Annotated in this window: 17 protein-coding genes and 3 pseudogenes; 9 read left to right on the forward strand and 11 right to left on the reverse strand. The window is 56.2% G+C overall.

The annotated features are described in order from the left end of the window. Window positions 1–29: 29 nt before the first annotated feature. Together OGX67_RS04710 and OGX67_RS04715 are read right to left on the reverse strand one after the other, a co-directional pair. A complete protein-coding gene (locus tag OGX67_RS04710; protein WP_064732696.1) occupies window positions 30–425 on the reverse strand; it encodes a hypothetical protein in 396 nt (131 codons plus the stop codon). A gap of 48 nt (window positions 426–473) precedes the next feature. Next, window positions 474–691, reverse strand: a pseudogene (locus OGX67_RS04715) (PadR family transcriptional regulator); the annotation flags it as partial. Between the two features lie 239 nt (window positions 692–930). Here OGX67_RS04715 and OGX67_RS04720 point away from each other — a divergent pair. Then, window positions 931–1,701, forward strand: coding sequence for a siderophore-interacting protein (locus tag OGX67_RS04720; RefSeq protein WP_007372176.1), 771 nt, complete (start codon window positions 931–933; stop codon window positions 1,699–1,701). 103 nt (window positions 1,702–1,804) lie between these two features. Here OGX67_RS04720 and OGX67_RS04725 read toward each other — a convergent pair whose 3' ends face one another. The 4 genes from OGX67_RS04725 to dhaK all read right to left on the reverse strand — a co-directional run bounded on the left by OGX67_RS04725 (window position 1,805) and on the right by dhaK (window position 6,671). Beyond that, a complete protein-coding gene (locus OGX67_RS04725; protein WP_007372177.1) occupies window positions 1,805–3,454 on the reverse strand; it encodes a glycerone kinase in 1,650 nt (549 codons plus the stop codon). 74 nt (window positions 3,455–3,528) lie between these two features. Continuing rightward, window positions 3,529–4,947: a dihydroxyacetone kinase phosphoryl donor subunit DhaM gene (dhaM, locus tag OGX67_RS04730; RefSeq protein WP_007372178.1), complete on the reverse strand. Its 1,419-nt coding sequence runs from the start codon at window positions 4,945–4,947 to the stop codon at window positions 3,529–3,531. A 10-nt stretch (window positions 4,948–4,957) separates the two neighbouring features. Continuing rightward, entirely contained in the window at window positions 4,958–5,590 is a 633-nt protein-coding gene (gene dhaL, locus OGX67_RS04735; protein ID WP_007372179.1) for a dihydroxyacetone kinase subunit DhaL, read from the reverse strand. Between the two features lie 10 nt (window positions 5,591–5,600). After that, window positions 5,601–6,671 (reverse strand): dihydroxyacetone kinase subunit DhaK, encoded by a 1,071-nt coding sequence (gene dhaK, locus OGX67_RS04740; protein ID WP_007372180.1) that lies wholly within the window; start codon window positions 6,669–6,671, stop codon window positions 5,601–5,603. A 556-nt stretch (window positions 6,672–7,227) separates the two neighbouring features. Between dhaK and OGX67_RS04745 the strand changes: the two genes are divergently transcribed. Beyond that, window positions 7,228–8,325, forward strand: coding sequence for a glycerol dehydrogenase (locus OGX67_RS04745; RefSeq protein WP_007372182.1), 1,098 nt, complete (start codon window positions 7,228–7,230; stop codon window positions 8,323–8,325). A gap of 113 nt (window positions 8,326–8,438) precedes the next feature. Continuing rightward, window positions 8,439–8,588: pseudogene (locus OGX67_RS26935) on the forward strand (hypothetical protein); the annotation flags it as partial. Here the strand turns inward: OGX67_RS26935 and OGX67_RS04750 are convergent. Beyond that, window positions 8,578–8,793, reverse strand: a pseudogene (locus OGX67_RS04750) (dihydroxyacetone kinase subunit DhaK); the annotation flags it as partial. The pseudogenes OGX67_RS26935 and OGX67_RS04750 sit on opposite strands and share 11 nt — an antisense overlap. Before the next feature lie 560 nt (window positions 8,794–9,353). Between OGX67_RS04750 and OGX67_RS04755 the strand changes: the two are divergent. Further along, entirely contained in the window at window positions 9,354–10,451 is a 1,098-nt protein-coding gene (locus OGX67_RS04755) for a glycerol dehydrogenase (protein ID WP_003024745.1), read from the forward strand. Window positions 10,452–10,542: 91 nt separating this feature from the next. Next, window positions 10,543–12,468: a dihydroxyacetone kinase operon transcriptional regulator DhaR gene (gene dhaR / locus OGX67_RS04760; RefSeq protein ID WP_193863309.1), complete on the forward strand. Its 1,926-nt coding sequence runs from the start codon at window positions 10,543–10,545 to the stop codon at window positions 12,466–12,468. Here dhaR and OGX67_RS04765 read toward each other — a convergent pair. From OGX67_RS04765 to OGX67_RS04780, 4 genes are read right to left on the reverse strand one after another with little or no spacing between them, the layout of a single operon-like run. Then, window positions 12,446–12,976: a cob(I)yrinic acid a,c-diamide adenosyltransferase gene (locus OGX67_RS04765; RefSeq protein ID WP_003841452.1), complete on the reverse strand. Its 531-nt coding sequence runs from the start codon at window positions 12,974–12,976 to the stop codon at window positions 12,446–12,448. The genes dhaR and OGX67_RS04765 overlap by 23 nt on opposite strands. Next, a complete protein-coding gene (locus OGX67_RS04770) occupies window positions 12,977–13,330 on the reverse strand; it encodes a glycerol dehydratase reactivase beta/small subunit family protein (protein ID WP_032950260.1) in 354 nt (117 codons plus the stop codon). A 16-nt stretch (window positions 13,331–13,346) separates the two neighbouring features. Next, window positions 13,347–14,510, reverse strand: coding sequence for a 1,3-propanediol dehydrogenase (dhaT, locus tag OGX67_RS04775; RefSeq protein ID WP_003024734.1), 1,164 nt, complete (start codon window positions 14,508–14,510; stop codon window positions 13,347–13,349). Window positions 14,511–14,532: 22 nt separating this feature from the next. After that, window positions 14,533–14,961 carry a GlcG/HbpS family heme-binding protein gene (locus tag OGX67_RS04780; protein WP_257651750.1) on the reverse strand — a complete coding sequence of 143 codons (429 nt, stop codon included), beginning with the start codon at window positions 14,959–14,961 and terminating at the stop codon, window positions 14,533–14,535. A 392-nt stretch (window positions 14,962–15,353) separates the two neighbouring features. On the opposite strand from OGX67_RS04780, the gene OGX67_RS04785 reads away from it, so the two are divergent. The 4 genes from OGX67_RS04785 to OGX67_RS04800 form a co-directional block, all read left to right on the forward strand. Further along, window positions 15,354–17,021, forward strand: a complete 1,668-nt coding sequence (locus OGX67_RS04785) for a propanediol/glycerol family dehydratase large subunit (RefSeq protein ID WP_048217121.1) — start codon at window positions 15,354–15,356, stop codon at window positions 17,019–17,021. An 11-nt stretch (window positions 17,022–17,032) separates the two neighbouring features. Continuing rightward, a complete protein-coding gene (locus tag OGX67_RS04790) occupies window positions 17,033–17,617 on the forward strand; it encodes a propanediol/glycerol family dehydratase medium subunit (RefSeq protein WP_003024724.1) in 585 nt (194 codons plus the stop codon). 2 nt (window positions 17,618–17,619) lie between these two features. Then, window positions 17,620–18,048 carry a diol dehydratase small subunit gene (locus OGX67_RS04795; protein WP_257651749.1) on the forward strand — a complete coding sequence of 143 codons (429 nt, stop codon included), beginning with the start codon at window positions 17,620–17,622 and terminating at the stop codon, window positions 18,046–18,048. A 10-nt stretch (window positions 18,049–18,058) separates the two neighbouring features. Continuing rightward, on the forward strand, window positions 18,059–18,934 hold an 876-nt coding region (locus tag OGX67_RS04800), incomplete at its 3' end, for a diol dehydratase reactivase subunit alpha (RefSeq protein WP_286526051.1).

Below are 18,934 nucleotides of genomic sequence, written 5' to 3' on the forward strand. Positions count from 1 at the left end.
AAAATCGGCCCAGATCCGCGAAATTTTAATCAGCGAGTCAGCTTGGGAAGAAATGACCTGCTTATTCGCACCTTCCCTAGCAGTAGACCGTACGCATCGGTCACTTCCCATCCTTTAGTAGGTATTTTTTCAATACGTTCGCCGCGCGCACCCGCGCGTAGCCATAGCAACGGCGCAATGCGAACAAAGGCCAAGTTGTGGCTAACCGACTTCTCAGCTTCGTAGGTCAGAGTGAAAAACTCGGCATTTTCCTCAAAACCGTCAGACATTGGGAACTCGTCTGTAAACCTATAATTGACCTTAATCGGTTGTTCATTCGGCGTTTTGCCTGTGATAGCAGCTTGTACACGTGGTTTGGTGATATAATCACAGATCCCCCACTTTTCCCAATCAGGATCTCCAGGCCTTAAGCCCTGTTCGCGCAATTTTTTCTGTTCGTCGGCAGCGACTTCGTTGTTAGTGACGGAGATGCACTGGCGACGACCACCACCTCCGCCGCGACCGTGGCGGCGTCCGCACCCTGTTCGTGGTGATGTTCCTGGTGACAGCCTGCGTGGCGATGCTCTTCACTTTTGCAGCAGCCTGCATGGTGCTCACTGTGGCGGCTTTCGTGGTGATGTCCTTCACCCTTGCAGCAGCCTTCGTGTTGGTGCTCTGTATGTTTACAGCAACCTTCATGATGGTTTTGCATCATCGTCTCCTGATGTTATTTAGATATATCTAATTTATATCTAAAGTTTATCGACTTGCAAGTCTATAAAATAATTTTTGTTTAATTTAATGATTATTAATGGTTTTTATGGATTGCCGATAGCTGTTTAATCTCAAGCTGACTATATCAAAAAAGTGCTTGCAATCTTTTTGATTAGCAATCATTATCATTTAAAAATAAATTTAGATATATCGTATTATCTTCACGAAGGCGAAAAAATGACAAAAAACACCTCACGCTACCCACAGCGCGTGCGTAACGAACTACGTTTTCGCGAATTAACCGTGCTGCGCGTTGAGCGTATCGGCCAGGCGTTCCAGCGGATCGTGCTGGGGGGCGAGGCGCTGGATGGCTTTGTTTCACAAGGTTTTGACGACCACACCAAACTGTTTTTCCCGCAGGCGGGCAGCGTATTTACGCCGCCGGAAGTGACCGACGAAGGCATTAACTGGGGCGAGGGCGTGCGCCCGGCGACCCGCGACTACACGCCGCTGTACGATGCCGAACGCCACGAGCTGGCTTACGATTTTTATATCCACGATGGCGGTATTGCCAGCCGCTGGGCGCTGGAAGCCAACATCGGCGATAAGCTGGTGATCGGCGGGCCGCGCGGCTCGCTGGTGGTGCCGGAAGATTACGCCTGGCAGCTTTATGTCTGTGACGAGTCGGGCATGCCGGCGCTGCGCCGTCGCCTGCTGGGATTACGTCAGCTGCCGGTGACGCCGCAGGTGACGGCCATCGTCACCGTCGCGGATGCTTCGTATAAAGATTATCTGGCGGATCTCGACGGCTTTAATATCGAATGGGTGGTAGGCCACAACCCGGCGTTCGTCGCCGAGCGGCTGGCTCAGGTCAAGGTGCCGTCAGAAGATTATTTTATCTGGCTGACCGGAGAAGGCGGCGTGGTGAAATCGCTGCTGGCGCGCTTTGAGGAGCCGAGTATCGATCAGCAACTGGTGCGTTCGCAGGCGTACTGGCATAGCAAATAATCGGCAGTGTGGTAAACCCGGATGGCGGCGCGTTGCGCCTTCTCCGGGCTACCTTTCAATGGTGTTATGTCGCCCCGGTAAGCGCAGCGCCACCGGGTGAGGCTTAGCGTTCCGCCAGCGCCTTAAACACCATCGCCACCGCGTGGGCGCCGGGGTCCATATTGCCGAGCAGGCTCTCGCTATTGAGATAGGAGGCGCGTCCGGCGCCGGCTTTGCTCGACTGGCAGGTGCGATCCGCGCCGGCCTGCGCCGCGGCGAAAGCGGCCTGCAGATTATCCGGTTCGGCCAGCAGCGCCGCCAGCGCCGGCTGTAGAGCGTCAATCATCGTCCGGTCGCCCTCATCGGCGCCGCCGTAAAATTTCATCTGCCCCAGACCGGCGTTCAGCGCTTCCGCCATGCTGGCGCCTTGCTCCAGCTTCTGCCCGGCGGCGGTGAAGAAAATCGACATCAATACGCCGCTGGAGCCGCCCATCACCACCGTCAGGCGTTCGCCAATTAGCGCGAACAGCGTGGGTAAATCATTGAGCGGCAGTTGCTGGCGTTGCAATAGAGCGGCAATCTCACGCGCGCCAGCGGCGAAAGTGGAGCCGGTATCGCCGTCGCCCACTTTGGCGTCAAGCGCGTTGAGATGGGTTTCGAGGCCGGAGAGGGTGCTGGTCACCTGCGCCACGTAATCGCCCACCTGCGGGTTGGCCGATGGCGTAAAGGCGACGCGTGCGCTGGCGAGCGCGGACGGCATGATATTAACAGCCCGCGGCTGCACCGGCTTCTGCCAACTGGCGGTTTCGACATCCGACAGCAGCGCCTTTTCAATGCTCTCTTCCAGCACGATAGTGGTCAGCGAGAAGCCTTTCATATCCAGCGCCGTTACCAGCGAAGCCGGGCCAATCAACCAGTCAACGCGCGCATGGAGTGGGGTGTTGGCCAGCTCGCGGGTCAGAATCGCCATCTCGGCCACCGACACGCCGCCGAGATTATTGAGCATCACCGCCAGGCGGCCGGTTTCAGGTAGGGCGGCGGTCAGCTTCTCTACCATAATCTGCATGATTTCCGCGCTGTTATGGGTCGCGATCGTCGAGGCTCCCGGTTCGCCGTGGATGCCCATCCCCAGCTCGGCGTGGCCGGGCTGATGGCGCGGCGCGCTTTCCGCTTCCTGCGGCAGGTGACAGCTGGCCAGCGCCACCCCGATGCTGGCGGTATGGTTGGCGGCGTATTGCGCTTCACGCAGGACGGTGGCGAGGTTGAAGCCGCGCTCGGCGAAATAACCCGCCACCTTATGCACAAGAATAGTCCCGGCGATACCGCGCGGCTGTTTGTTATCCGGCAGCGAAATATCGTCGCCGACGATCAGCATCTCTACGTTATAGCCAAGACGGCGCGCTTTCTCCGCCGCGAGGCCGAAGTTAAGCCGATCGCCGGTGTAGTTTTTAACGATCAGCAGACAGCCCGCCTCGCCGGTCACCGCCTGAATCGCGGTGAGTACCGCATCGACGCTCGGCGAGGCGAACAGATCGCCGCAGACCGCGGCGGTCAGCATGCCTTTACCAATAAAGCCGACGTGCGCCGGTTCATGGCCGGAGCCGCCGCCGGAAATCACCGCCACGTTGTTTTTATTCAGATCGCGGCGTACCACTACACGGATCGCCGGGTCGCTCTCCAGGCGGGCGAGGTTGTTCCACGGGCTGGCAATAATGGTTCCCTCGATCACGTCGTTAACGAGGCTGGCGCGCTGGTTAAAAAAGAATTGAGACATAGTGGTTCCTGATCAGTAAGCGAAAACTCACCCTCCGGAGGCGGGCCCCCGGAGTGGTAACGGTCAAAGTGGATTTAGCGACGAATAAGACGTTGCAGACGCATATCGAGCGTGATGGCTTCGCCAGGCTGAATATCATTCAGCGCTTCGCCCTGCTGGCATAGCCAGGCGATCCCCGCCGCGCGGGCGATAATCGCGCCGTGGGCCTGTTCGCTGCCGTCGCGCAGGCACAGGCCGGTGACCTTGCTGGCATCCAGTTGGAGTACAGTCGAGGGATAAATATTGTCGGCGATAATAATCGTCGGCTCACTGGCGAATGGCAGCGTCTCCTTAATACCCTGCAGATGGCGCAGCGTGCGCTGCAGAATATCGTCGACATCGATATAACGGGCCTGCAGATAGGCGTCATCCAGCTGACGATACTGCTGGCTGAGCTCCATCAGCACTTGATGCCACGCCCATTCCGCCGAGCACTGTTCGGTGAGCAGGCGATCGTTGGCGGCATCAAACAGATCTTCATCGTCGAGCAAGGTGTGATGACCGGCGAAGATCGCCGCGATATCGGCGTTAAATTTGTGTTCCGCCAGCTCGGTGAGCGCATTGAGATCGGCCAGCGTCTGGTCGATCGCCTGGCGCAGGCGCTGCTGCTCGCGGGCGATGTCGGCGGCGGCGGGGAGCGCCGGTTGGATCGGCGCCTGCGGATAAATCATCGCGGCGCCTTCAACACGCGCAGGTATGGCGGGTTCCGCTGTCGGCTGCGCCTCCGGCGACTCGCCGAAGTTATCGGCGGCCAGCGCCTGAAACGCCGCCAGCGCCGCATCGGCGTCCGGACCGCGGGCCAGCAGGCGCAGCTTATCGTGGCGGCGCACCTGTAGCAGAGCGATTTGATTCAGACTGTCCGGGGTGACGCATTTGCCGTTTTTCTCCAGCACCAGGTCGGCGTTAAAACCCGCCAGCGCGGCGACCAGCTTTGATGCCGGACGCACGTGCAGGCCGTTGTGATTGTTAATAATGACTGAAACCGATTTAGCATCGCCGTCGTCAGCAAGCGTTGGGGCGGCGGCGTCAGGCGTGTGCGAAGGTAAACCCAGCTGAACCCGCTTGGCTTCCAGGGCGTTCATGGCATCGGCGATAACTTTGTCGATCCCGGCGCCGGAGGCGGCGCTGACGGTGGCCGCCAGCGTCCCTTCGACCAGCGGCGCGGCGCACAGCCGCACCTTTGCCGCCATCGCCGGATCGAGCAGATCGAGGGCGGTTTCGGCGCTGAGCAGGGCGCTGCCGATATCCATCATCACCAGAACATGGTCGGTATCGGCGACGGATTCGATCGCCTCCATGACTTTAATCGGATCGGTGCCGATCGGGCTGTCGGGATCGTCGATCCCGGCGGCGATCGCCAGCTTACAGCCATCGTTCATTAACATCTGCCGGGCCAGTTCTCCGACACCTTCGCCCAGCCGGGCGCTATGAGAAACAATAACCAGGTTTACCATCGCGATTTCCTTACTCTTTGGCGGCGGCAGCCAGCATCTGAACCATAAACAGCACCGAGGTCGCGCCGGGATCCTGATGCCCGATGCTGCGCTCGCCGAGATAGCTGGCGCGGCCTTTACGCGCCTGCATGGTGATGGTGGCGTGGGCGGCGCGCTCGGCCACTTCGCAGGCGGCATCCAGCGCGGCAGGGATAGACAGATGTTGCTCGCTGGAATGACGCAGGGATTCCACCACCGGCAGCCAGACGTCGCACATCGTCTTATCGCCCGGCTCCGCTTTACCACGGTTGACGACGCCGTCCGCGCCTTCGCGGATCATCTGATAAAGCTCGTCGAGGGTCAGGCTCTGATGCGCCTGGGTGACCTGGGCGGCGCGGATAAAGAAGGTGCCGAACAGCGGGCCGCTGGCGCCGCCGACGTTGGAAAGCAGCGTCATCCCGGTATTCTTGAGAATAAAACCGATGTCTTTATCGGCGATCGACGGCAGCTTTTCGACCACTTTGCTGAAGCCGCGATGCATATTGAGGCCGTGGTCGGCGTCGCCGATCTCTTTATCAAGGCCGGTGAGAAAATCGCTCTGTTTGGTGAAAATGTCGCCACAGCGGTACAGCCAGTCGACGATTTGCGTTCTGTTCAGTGACATGTCGTGCTCCTTATTTTCCCCAGTTCAGCGCTGGGGTATGGACCGGGGCGTCCCATAACGCCAGTGTGTCATCATCCGCTTTCAGCAGGGTGATGGAGAAACCCGCCATATCCAGCGAGGTGCAGTAGCTGCCGATGAGGTTGCGTTCAATCACAATGCCGGACGCTTCGCAGCGCTGGGCAAGGCGGTTGTAAACGCCGTACAGTTCGGAAAGCGGGGTGGCGCCGAGGTTATTGACCAGCGCGATAACCCGATCGCCGTTTTGCAGCGCGGTTTTGCTCTGTTTCACTTCCTGCCACGCTCCCTTGACGTTATCCCACTGGCGCAGCGTGCGGCTGTATGCGCCGTTTTCCAGCAGGGTATCGACCATCTCATCGACGGTTTGGTCGAGCGAGCTGAAGCGGCGGCGGTCGATACCCGGCTCGCCATGGATGCCGACGCCGAACTCCATCTCATCATCTTTCAGGGTAAAGGAGGGCTGTCCGGCGGCCGGTACGGTGCAGGCGCCCAGCGCGATGCCAATCGAGTGACCAAGGTTATTTAAACGGCGGCCCAGTTCAGCGCAGGCTTCCAGCGAGTCGCCGCGTTCGGCGGCGGCGCCGACCAGTTTTTCAATCAGCACGGTATTGGCGACGCCGCGGCGTCCGGCGGTATAGAGGCTGTCTTTTACCGCCACGTCGTCATCCACCACGACGGTGGTAACCTTAACGCCACTTTCGTGCAGCAGCTCGGTGGCGGTCTCAAAATTCAGGATGTCGCCGGTATAGTTTTTGATAATCAGCAGGACGCCTTCGCCGCCGTCAATCTGCATCGCGCATTCGAACATTTTGTCCGGCGTCGGCGAGGTGAAAATTTCCCCCGGACAGGCGCCGGAGAGCATGCCCTGGCCGATGTAGCCGCAGTGCATCGGTTCGTGTCCGCTGCCGCCGCCGGAGAGCAGCGCCACTTTGCCGGCGACCGGTGCATCAGCGCGGGTGACATAGACCGGGTCCTGGTGCAGCGTCAGTTCAGGATGCGCCTTCGCCAGGCCGATAAGCTGTTCACTCAGTACATCTTCCACACGGTTAATCAGTTTTTTCATTGTTTATGCTCCGTAGGGTAGGGGGAGGTCGCCTGTCTATAAGGGTAGCCCGGCGATGTAGTGATTCTGGCTGAGCGGGCGCAAAATAAAATGCCGTCAAAATTGGTTCCATAACGGAACGTAGAAAAGAATTTTTGTTCCTTTATGGAACATTAATTGCCGATAAACAGGAGAAATGCGAGCCAGCGCTAATAATTTGTCCGTTTTTTTCTGCTATCAGAAATGGGGCAAGGATGATTTTTTTCGCCATTGTGCCGCATTGAGGCGATTTTCTGCGTTAAAGAGGGGAGACGATAGCGGCTTTTTTGCCAAAATGATCCGATCGCGATCGCAATCCCATCGCTTTCTCAGTCACATTGTTTCAATGTGAAACGCATTATTTTTTTATCTGTTTCAGAACAGAACAAAAAAGGGAAAAATTTTTTTCGCCGCGGCTCGCCCTACAGTGGATGCATCGCTCCGGCAGCGTGGCTGTAAGCGCCATTGATATCAGGCGCCGCGGCATGACGGCCTGGGCTCACGTGTCAACATACGCACTTATTTGAGGGTGAAAGGAATGCTAAAAGTTATTCAATCTCCAGCCAAATATCTCCAGGGACCTGATGCCGCCATGCTGTTTGGCGAATACGCTAAAAACCTGGCCGACAGCTTTTTTGTTATCGCCGATGACTTCGTGATGAAGTTGGCGGGCGACAAAGTATTGAACGGCCTGCATAGCCACAATATTAGCTGCCATGCGGAACGGTTTAACGGCGAGTGCAGCCATGCGGAAATCAACCGCCTGATCGCCATTCTTAAGCAGCACGGCTGCCGCGGCGTGGTGGGTATCGGCGGCGGGAAAACCCTCGATACAGCGAAGGCGATCGGCTATTACCAGAAGCTGCCGGTGGTGGTGATCCCGACAATTGCCTCAACCGATGCGCCGACCAGCGCGCTGTCGGTTATCTACACCGAGGCGGGCGAGTTTGAAGAGTATCTGATCTACCCGAAAAACCCGGATATGGTGGTGATGGACACGGCGATTATCGCCAAAGCGCCGGTACGCTTGCTGGTGGCCGGGATGGGCGATGCGCTCTCCACCTGGTTTGAAGCCAAGGCCTGCTTCGATGCGCGAGCCACCAGCATGGCGGGCGGGCAGTCCACGGCGGCGGCCTTGAGCCTGGCGCGCCTGTGCTATGATACGCTGCTGGCGGAAGGCGAAAAAGCACGCCTGGCGGCTCAGGCTGGAGTGGTGACCGATGCGCTGGAGCGTATTGTCGAAGCCAACACCTATCTGAGCGGTATCGGTTTTGAGAGCAGCGGCCTGGCCGGCGCGCACGCGATTCACAACGGTTTCACCATCCTTGAAGAGTGCCACCATCTGTATCACGGCGAAAAAGTCGCTTTCGGCACCCTGGCGCAGCTGGTACTGCAAAATAGCCCGCTGGAAGAGATCGAAACCGTGATGGGCTTCTGTGAAAAAGTCGGCCTGCCGATCACCCTTGCCCAGATGGGCGTGAAAGAGGGTATCGAAAGCAAAATCCACGCGGTGGCGAAAGCCACCTGCGCGGAAGGCGAAACCATCCACAATATGCCGTTCCCGGTCACCGCGGATAGCGTCTACGCCGCCATCCTTACCGCGGACCTGCTTGGGCAGCAGTGGCTGGCGCGTTAAGTCTTTCACAAGGTTCTATGCCGCGGCGCATTGCGGCATCAACTCCTCCCTCCGGCAGCCGCTGCCGGAGGGTTTTGTCGTTTTAACTGTGTTAACTCCAGCGGAAAAGGGATATGACAGCTCAGACTCAGGGTGCGGAAAATGAAGTTTCAGCCGTTATCAGCCAGTCGTGGCATCGCTGCAGCAAATTTATGCAGCGTGAAACCTGGCAGGCGCCGCATCAGGCGCAGGGGCTGACCTTTGAATCGATCTGCCGTCGCAAATAAACCCAACGTGCGCGGGTTCGTGTCCTGAACCGCCGCCGGAGATCACCGCCACGTTATTTTTGTTAAGGTCGCGGCGAACCACGATGCGAATGGCCGGATCGCTCTCCAGACGCGCCAGGTTATTCCACGGGCTGGTGATAATTGTACCGTCGATCACGTCGCTAACGAGATGGGGGCGTTGATTAAAAAAGAATTGAGACATAACGGCTCCTCGAGGTTGAGTGTAAGACAAACCCCCGAATGCATGTTCATGGTGCGGAGGCGATAGAGAGATTCTGGCGAAGTCAGCATGGAAAAAAACAACACGAAAATGAGTTTCATTACGAAACGTGATTGCTGTTTTTTGTTCCGAAATGAAACTTAATTAGGCGAGAAATCATCACAATGCGAACTCGCTCGACTTTTTCCTCCTGCGATCAGAGCAGGCCACACGGCGCAGTCAGTCTTTTTTGCGGGGCTTTACCCAGGATGGCGCGTAATTGGGGAAATTTATCATCGTGTTTGTCGGTAATTTCGCGGTAACGGAACGGATCGAGATCGCAAATCTCATTATTTTTGTGGTTAAGCGTTCCAATATGAAACGCATGTCATTTTTATCTGTTCCATATCAGAACAAAATGACGAAAGATTTTTTTGTACACGCCTCGCCATACAGTTATTACATCGCTCCGGTACGTCCGCTTTCGCCGTCAACATCAGGCTAAACGGGTTAACGCCAGGGCTCACCATGTAAAAACATGTACTTATTTGAGGATGAAAGGAATGCTAAAAGTTATTCAATCTCCAGCCAAATATCTCCAGGGTCCTGACGCTTCCACCTTGTTTGGTCAATACGCTAAAAATCTGGCGGACAGCTTTTTTGTGATTGCGGATGACTTCGTGATGAAGCTGGCGGGAGAGAAAGTACTCAACGGCCTGCACAGCCACGACATTAGCTGCCATGCGGAACGCTTTAACGGTGAATGTAGCCATGTTGAAATTAATCGACTGATTGCCATTCTGAAACAGCACGGTTGTCGCGGCGTGGTTGGGATTGGCGGCGGGAAAACGCTGGATACTGCCAAAGCGATTGGTTACTACCAGAAGCTGCCGGTGGTGGTGATCCCGACTATCGCGTCTACCGATGCGCCAACCAGCGCGCTGTCCGTTATCTATACCGAAGCCGGTGAGTTTGAAGAGTATCTGATCTACCCGAAAAACCCGGATATGGTGGTGATGGACACTGCGATCATTGCCAAAGCGCCGGTACGTCTGCTGGTGGCCGGGATGGGCGATGCGCTCTCGACCTGGTTTGAAGCGAAAGCCTGTTATGACGCCAGAGCGACCAGCATGGCGGGCGGACAGTCCACCGTGGCGGCGCTGAGCCTGGCGCGCTTGTGCTATGATACCCTGCTGGCGGAAGGCGAGAAGGCACGCTTTGCTGCGCAGGCTGGCGTGGTGACCGATGCGCTGGAGCGTATTGTCGAAGCTAACACTTACCTCAGCGGCATCGGCTTTGAAAGCAGCGGTCTTGCAGGGGCGCATGCGATCCACAACGGCTTTACGATTCTGGAAGAGTGCCACCATTTGTACCACGGTGAAAAAGTCGCCTTTGGTACGCTGGCGCAACTGGTGCTGCAAAACAGCCCGATGGAAGAGATCGAAACCGTGCTGAATTTCTGTCAGAAAGTCGGCCTGCCGGTAACGTTAGCGGAAATGGGCGTGAAAGAAGACGTTGACGGCAAGATCATGGCCGTGGCGAAAGCGACCTGCGCAGAAGGTGAAACCATCCACAATATGCCGTTCCCGGTAACGCCTGAAAGCGTACATGCCGCTATCTTGACGGCAGATCTGCTGGGACAGCAGTGGCTGGCGCGTTAATCAGTCGTCGGTAGGTTTTTATCCGGCATCTTCTCCCCCTCTGACAGTTTCTGCCGGAGGGGTTGTCTATGGTTAAACAGCGGAAAGGGATATGACGGCGCACACGCATAGCATCGGGAAGGAAGTCTCTTCAGTCATTGCCCAGTCATGGCATCGTTGCAGCAAGTTTATGCAGCGGGAAACCTGGCAGGCGCCGCATCAGGCGCAGGGACTGACCTTTGAGTCGATTTGTCGTCGCAAGACGGCGTTGCTGACGATTGCTCAGGCTGCGCTGGAAGATGCCTGGGAGTTTATGGACGGCCGCCCGTGCGCGCTGCTGATTCTGGATGAATCAGCCTGTATTCTCAGCCGTTGCGGCGATCCGCAGACGGTAGAACAGCTGGCGGAGCTTGGGTTTCGTGACGGCAGCTACTGTGCAGAAAGCATCATTGGCAGTTGTGCCCTGTCGCTGGCGACGATGCCGGGCCAGCCGACAAAAACCTCTGGCGAGCAGCATTTTAAACAGGCGCTGCATCCGTGGTCGTTCTGCTCGACGCCGGTCTTCGATAACCATGGTCGACTGTTCGGCTCCATCTCGCTATGTTGTCTGGTGGAGCATGAGTGCGTTTCTGATTTATCCCTGACGCTGGCGATTGCCAGAGAAGTCGGCAACTCTTTGCTGACCGACAGCCTGCTGGCTGAATCCAACCGCCATCTGAACCAGATGTACGGGCTGCTGGAGAGTATGGATGATGGTGTGATGGCCTGGAACGAACAGGGCGTATTGCAGTTCATCAATGCGCGAGCGGCGCTGCTTTTGCATCTCGATGCGCAGGCCAGTCAGGGGAAAAACATTCACGATCTGCTCAATCTCCCCATGCTGCTGCGCCGGGCGATCAAACATGCCCGCGGTCTGAATCACGTCGAAGTTACCTTTGAAAGCCAGCATCAGTTTGTTGATGCCGTCATTACCCTGAAGCCGATTGTTGAGGAGCAGGGCAACAGCTTTATTCTGCTGCTGCATCCAGTGGAACAAATGCGCCAACTGATGACCAGCCAGCTCGGCAAGGTGAGCCACACCTTTGAGCAGATGTCGACTGACGATCCGGAAACCCGCCGCTTGATCCATTTTGGACGCCAGGCAGCGAGGGGGAGTTTCCCGATCCTGCTGTGTGGGGAAGAGGGTGTTGGTAAAGAACTGCTGAGTCAGGCCATTCACAATGAAAGCGAGCGCGCCAGCGGGCCGTATATCGCCGTGAACTGTCAGTTGTATGCCAACAGCGTACTGGGGCAGGATTTTATGGGCAGTGCGCCCACCGACGATGAAAATGGCCGGTTGAGCCGTCTTGAACTGGCGAACGGCGGCACGCTGTTTCTGGAAAAAATTGAATATCTGGCACCGGAGCTGCAATCCGCGCTGTTACAGGTGATCAAACAGGGGGTGTTAACCCGCCTGGATGCCCGTCGGCTGATTCCGGTGGATGTCAAAGTGATCGCCACCACCACGGTTGATCTCGCCAATCTGGTGGAGCAAAACCGCTTTAGCCGTCAGCTGTATTATGCGCTGCACTCTTTTGAGATAGTGATCCCACCGCTGCGGGCGCGGCGCAGTAGTATTCCCTCGCTGATTTATACGCGGCTGAATAGCCTGAAAAAACGCTTTTCATACAGTTTGAAGATCGACGACGACGCGCTGGCGCAACTGGTGGCCTATTCGTGGCCGGGCAATGACTTTGAGCTGAACAGCATTATCGAAAACATCGCCATCAGCAGTGATAACGGCCATATTCGGCTGAGCAATCTACCGGATTATTTGTTTGCCGAACGTCCAGGTCTGGAGACGGCGTCTTCACTGCTGCCTGCTAGTCTGACGTTTACCGCTATCGAAAAAGAGGCGATTATCCATGCTGCCCGCGTCACCAGCGGGCGCGTGCAGGAGATGTCGCAACTGTTGAATATCGGTCGCACTACCTTGTGGCGCAAGATGAAGCAGTACGACATTGATGCCAGCCAGTTTAAGCGCAAGCATCTGGACTAGTTTCTTCAATTCTCGCCATCGAGAACAGCGCGTCTGACAGTCGGTTGATATAACGCCTGGGTTCATCGCGTAACGTTAGCGATCTGCTCATCGCGATGAGGACCCGCTCCAGTCGGCGCGTCAGGGTTCGCGCAACGTGTAGCTGTGCCGATGCGAGATTTTTCCCCGGAATAACAAACTCTTTGAGCGGGCCGCTTTGCGCCATATTACGGTCAATAAGCTGCTCCAGCGCCTGAGTATCCTCTTCACCAATACGCTGTTGTAAGCGAGCGAGTCCTTTCTCATCGCTGGCGAGTTCCGCACCCAGAACAAACAGCATTTTCTGTATGGCGTGCAGATCCTGGCGTAGCCCGGCCTGACGCGTGCTGGCATAGCAGACGCCAAGTTGGGAAATCAGTTCATCCACCGTGCCATAGGCCTCAACGCGGATGTCGTCTTTGTCGATACGGCTGCCGCCAAACAGTGCGGTCGTGCCTTTATCGCCGGTTCGGGTGTAGATGCGGTACATTTATTTTATCTCGCTGAAGGGAAGCACTTTGACCAGTTGACCAGCATTAGCACCGAGGACGCGGAGCCGGGCTGCACCGGCGCGGATATGACCACGGATCAGCGCCCGATCCTCGGGCAACTGGGCGTGGGTTAACGCAATATCACCCGTGGCGTTAAGACCCAGACCGACACGTAGCGTTGAGCTTTTGGCCGCAAGTTTGCTCAATGCCAGCGCGCAGTCATGCTCGTCGCAACAGATTGCCCGGCAAGGGACGCCTTGCTCTTCCAGCCCCCAGCACAGCTCATCAAGCACGCGGGTATCCTGCCAGCGCGAGTGATAAAACAGATGTACGCCCGGTGATGAAAGTGACATTGCGCCCCCTGTACTATCAGAATGCCTGACGGAAGATCTCGGCAATTTCTTTCTCGTTCCCTTTGCGCGGGTTAGAGAAGGCGTTGCCGTCCTTCAGCGCCATTTCCGCCATGTACGGGAAATCGGCTTCTTTAACGCCCAGATCGCGCAGATGCTGCGGAATGCCGATGTCAGCGGAGAGACGGGCAATGGCGTGGATGGCCAGTTCGGCGGCATCCATGGTGGAAAGTCCGTCAGTATTTTCGCCCATAAACTCTGCAATGTCGGCAAATTTTTCCGGGTTAGCGATCAGGTTATAGCGCGCCACGTGCGGCAGCAGTACGGCATTCGCCACGCCGTGCGGCATGTCGTACAGACCGCCAAGCTGATGCGCCATCGCGTGAACGTAGCCGAGGTTGGCGTTGTTGAAAGCCATACCCGCCAGCAGAGAGGCGTAGGCCATGTTCTCGCGAGCTTTCAGGTTGCTGCCCAGCGCTACGGCCTGACGCAAGTTGCGTGCGATCAGGCGAATAGCCTGAATAGCGGCAGCGTCGGTGACCGGGTTGGCATCTTTGGAAATATAGGCTTCCACGGCGTGGGTCAGGGCGTCCATACCGGTCGCGGCGGTCAGCGGGGCGGGTTTGCCGAGCATCAGCAGCGGATCGTTAATGGAGACCGACGGCAGGTTGCGCCAACTGACAATCACAAACTTCACTTTAGTCTTGGTATTGGTCAGCACGCAGTGGCGGGTGACTTCGCTGGCGGTACCGGCAGTGGTATTCACCGCAACGATCGGCGGCAGCGGGTTGGTCAGGGTTTCAATCCCGGCATAGCTGTAGAGATCGCCTTCGTGAGTTGCCGCGATACCGATGCCTTTACCGCAGTCATGCGGGCTACCGCCACCGACGGTAACGATGATATCGCAATGCTCTTTGCGAAAGACTTCGAGACCGTCACGCACGTTGGTGTCTTTGGGGTTAGGTTCAACGCCATCAAAAACCACCACGTCAATGCCCGCTTCACGTAAATGGGCGAGGGTTTTATCTACCGCGCCGTCTTTAATGGCCCGCAGACCTTTATCAGTAACCAGCAGCGCTTTTTTACCGCCTAACAGTTTGCAGCGTTCGCCGACAACGGAAATAGCATTGGGGCCAAAGAAGTTCACATTTGGCACCAGGTAATCAAACATACGATAGCTCATAATATACCTTCTTAGATTTAAATTATAATTCAGAGAAACAATTCAGTGCGGTTTCTGCTAATAATCTGTCTTGTTCCACGGTGCCGCCACTAACGCCAACGGCACCAATTAATTTACCGTTTAATATGACAGGTAAACCGCCGCCGAAAATAACAATGCGCTGTTGGTTGGTAAGCTGCAAACCATATAGCGAAGCACCAGGTTGTACCGCATCGGTAATTTCATGGGTACCCTGGCGCAGGCAGCAGGCGGTATACGCTTTATTAAGAGAGATATCACAGCTGGTGACAAACGCATCGTCCATGCGTTGCATTAGCAGCGTATTCCCACCGCGATCCACCACGGAAAAGACCACCGGAACGCTGATCTCAAGCGCTTTAGCCTCAACGGCCTGCGCCATTTTTTTTGCAGACGCCAGCGTAATGGTGGCAATTTGTTGGCTCTTATTCACAGTTTCTCCTGAAAATGTTGTAGGGCTGAGGTCACGAAACATATCGCGCAACAGCTATTTTTATCATTGGCTTTACCTTATTTTCTCGCCGCACGTTATTAAGTCAATAGGGCGAAAATTTCAAAGATATTAAATTCACCTTCCCGGTTTTGCGTTTATTGATAATGATCATTTAACCTCGTCACAATTCACGATGGATATTCCTGAATTGCGTTTCAATATGAAACGATGCGTTTTTATTAGGTACCAAATTGGAACGAAATTAATTTTATTTTTTTATTGTTCTGCTCATTTAGAGTTCGACCATTGCTGATGAAAGGCGAATGACGGGTGTTGTGTCCCCGGCAATGCGGCCCGGCGTCCCTATTTTTTATCTTTTGAGTCAATAAATCATGAGAAGATCAAAACGATTCGAAGTACTTGCGAAGCGGCCTGTAAATCAGGATGGGCTGATTGGCGAATGGCCTGAAGAGGGGCTGATCGCCATGGAAAGCCCCTACGATCCAGCGTCGTCGGTGAAGGTGGAAAATGGTCGTATTGTTGAGCTGGACGGTAAGAGCCGCGCCGAGTTCGACATGATCGACCGTTTCATTGCCGACTACGCCATTAACGTGGCTGAGGCCGAGCACGCCATGCAGCTCGACGCGCTGGAGATCGCCAGAATGCTGGTGGATATCCACGTCAGTCGGGAAGATATTATTGCCATTACCACTGCCATCACCCCGGCGAAAGCGGTGGAAGTGATGGCGCAAATGAACGTGGTGGAGATGATGATGGCGCTGCAAAAAATGCGTGCCAGACGCACGCCCTCCAACCAGTGCCACGTGACCAACCTGAAAGATAACCCGGTACAGATTGCCGCCGACGCTGCTGAAGCGGGGATCCGTGGCTTTTCCGAGCAGGAAACGACGGTTGGCATCGCCCGCTACGCGCCGTTTAACGCCCTGGCGCTGCTGGTGGGTTCCCAGTGCGGTCGTCCTGGTGTGCTGACGCAATGTTCTGTTGAAGAGGCCACGGAGCTGGAGCTGGGCATGCGTGGGCTAACCAGTTATGCCGAAACGGTGTCGGTGTATGGTACAGAATCGGTGTTTACCGACGGTGATGACACGCCGTGGTCCAAAGCGTTTCTCGCCTCGGCTTATGCATCGCGTGGCTTGAAGATGCGCTACACCTCCGGCACTGGCTCGGAAGCGCTGATGGGCTATTCCGAAAGTAAATCGATGCTATATCTGGAGTCGCGCTGCATTTTTATCACTAAAGGCGCGGGCGTACAGGGGCTGCAAAACGGTGCGGTCAGCTGCATCGGCATGACCGGCGCTGTGCCTTCGGGGATCCGCGCGGTGCTGGCGGAAAACCTGATTGCCTCAATGCTCGACCTTGAAGTGGCCTCCGCCAATGACCAGACCTTTTCTCATTCCGATATTCGCCGTACTGCCCGCACCCTGATGCAGATGCTGCCGGGTACCGACTTTATCTTCTCCGGTTACAGCGCGGTACCCAACTACGACAACATGTTTGCCGGGTCGAACTTCGACGCTGAAGACTTCGATGATTACAACATCCTGCAACGCGATCTGATGGTTGACGGCGGTCTGCGTCCGGTGACTGAAGAAGAAACCATCGCTATACGCAATAAGGCTGCACGCGCCATTCAGGCGGTGTTCCGCGAACTGGGCCTGCCGCTGATTAGCGATGAAGAAGTGGAAGCCGCTACTTATGCTCACGGCAGCAAAGATATGCCTGCGCGCAATGTAGTGGAGGATCTGGCGGCCGTGGAAGAGATGATGAAGCGTAATATCACCGGGCTGGATATCGTCGGCGCGTTGAGTTGCAGCGGTTTTGAAGATATCGCCAGCAATATCCTCAATATGCTGAGACAGCGTGTTACTGGTGATTACCTGCAAACGTCGGCCATTCTGGATCGCCAGTTCGACGTCGTCAGCGCCGTCAACGACATCAATGATTATCAGGGACCTGGTACCGGCTATCGCATCAGTGCCGAACGCTGGGCGGAAATTAAAAATATTGCGGGCGTGGTTCAGCCCGGCTCGATCGAATAAGGCGGAACACTGTGGAATGCACAACTGAACGTAAGCCGGTTTTCACCTTACAAGTGAGCGAAGGCGAGGCGGCTAACGCGGATGAACGCGTGGATGAAGTGGTGATTGGCGTCGGCCCGGCCTTTGGCAAGCACCAGCATAAAACCCTGATTGATATGCCTCACAACGCGATTCTGAAAGAGCTGGTTGCTGGCATCGAAGAAGAGGGATTACATGCGCGGGTAGTGAGGATCCTGCGCACCTCGGATGTTTCTTTTATGGCATGGGATGCGGCAAACCTCAGCGGCTCAGGCATCGGGATTGGCATCCAGTCGAAAGGAACCACGGTGATTCATCAGCGCGATCTGCTGCCGTTAAGCAACCTCGAGCTGTTCTCTCAGGCTCCGCTGCTGACGCTGGAAACCTATCGTCAGATTGGTAAAAACGCCGCGCGATATGCACGCAAAGAGTCGCCTTCGCCGGTGCCAGTGGTCAATGACCAGATGGTGCGCCCTAAATTTATGGCCAAGGCCGCGCTGTTTCATATCAAAGAAACCAAACACGTGGTGCAGGATGCTGCGCCTGTCACGTTGCATATTGCACTGGTAAGGGAATGACCATGAACGACAACATCATGACTGCGCAGGATTACCCATTAGCGACCCGCTGCCCGGAGAAAATCCAGACGCCTACCGGCAAGCCGCTAACCGACATTACTCTTGAGAATGTGCTGGCGGGCCGCGTAGGACCGCAGGATGTGCGTATTTCTCAGCAAACGCTGGAGTACCAGGCGCAGATTGCCGAGCAGATGCAGCGTCATGCCGTGGCGCGCAATTTTCGTCGTGCGGCAGAACTGATTGCGATTCCGGATGCCCGCATTCTGGAGATCTACAACGCGCTGCGGCCGTTTCGTTCTTCGTTCGCCGAGTTGCAGGCCATTGCCGATGAACTGGAACACACATGGCATGCCACGGTGAACGCCGGGTTTGTCCGCGAATCGGCAGAGATATACCAGCAGAGAAATAAGCTGCGTAAAGGCAGCCAGTGACGGAGGCAGCATGCCGTTAATTGCAGGGATCGATATCGGCAACGCCACCACCGAGGTGGCGTTGGCGCAGGATGGCCGGTTTATCGGCAGCGGGATTGTCGCCACGACCGGTATGAAAGGCACGCGGGATAATATCGCCGGGGTAGTCGCGTCCCTGCAGCAGGCGCTGAATAACACGCCGTGGTCGCTGCAGGACGTAGCAAAAATTTGCATCAACGAGGCCGCACCGGTGATTGGCGATGTGGCGATGGAAACCATCACTGAAACCATCATTACCGAATCGACGATGATTGGTCATAACCCGCAAACGCCCGGTGGCGTTGGCGTGGGCATGGGAACCACCATCGCCGTGGAGAAGTTGGCGGCGTTGAGCGAGGATCGATTTGCCCAGGGCTGGATCCCGTTGGTAGGTGAGGAGATGGATTTCCTTGAGGCGGTTTGGTTTATCAATGAAGCGCTGGATCGCGGCGTCAATGTGGTGGCGGCCATCCTGAAAAAAGATGATGGCGTGCTGGTGAATAATCGCCTGCATCGGCCAATGCCGGTGGTTGATGAAGTCACTCTGCTGGAGAAGGTGCCGGAAGGTGTTCTGGCGGCGGTGGAAGTGGCGGCCCCAGGACAGGTGGTGCGGGTGCTGTCGAACCCTTACGGCATTGCGACCTTCTTTGCCCTGACGCCCGAGGAAACGCAAACTATCGTCCCCATCGCCAGAGCGCTGATTGGCAACCGTTCCGCCGTGGTGCTGAAAACCCCGCAGGGCGATGTGCAATCAAGAGTGATCCCGGCGGGTAAGATCTTTATCCGTGGTGAAAAGCGTGGCGGTGAAGCCGACGTAGCGCAAGGCGCGCAGGCCATTATGCAGGCGATGAGCGCCTGCGCGCCCGTG

It is taken from the genome of Citrobacter sp. Cf118 (genome assembly GCF_030334095.1).
Classification (GTDB): domain Bacteria; phylum Pseudomonadota; class Gammaproteobacteria; order Enterobacterales; family Enterobacteriaceae; genus Citrobacter; species Citrobacter freundii.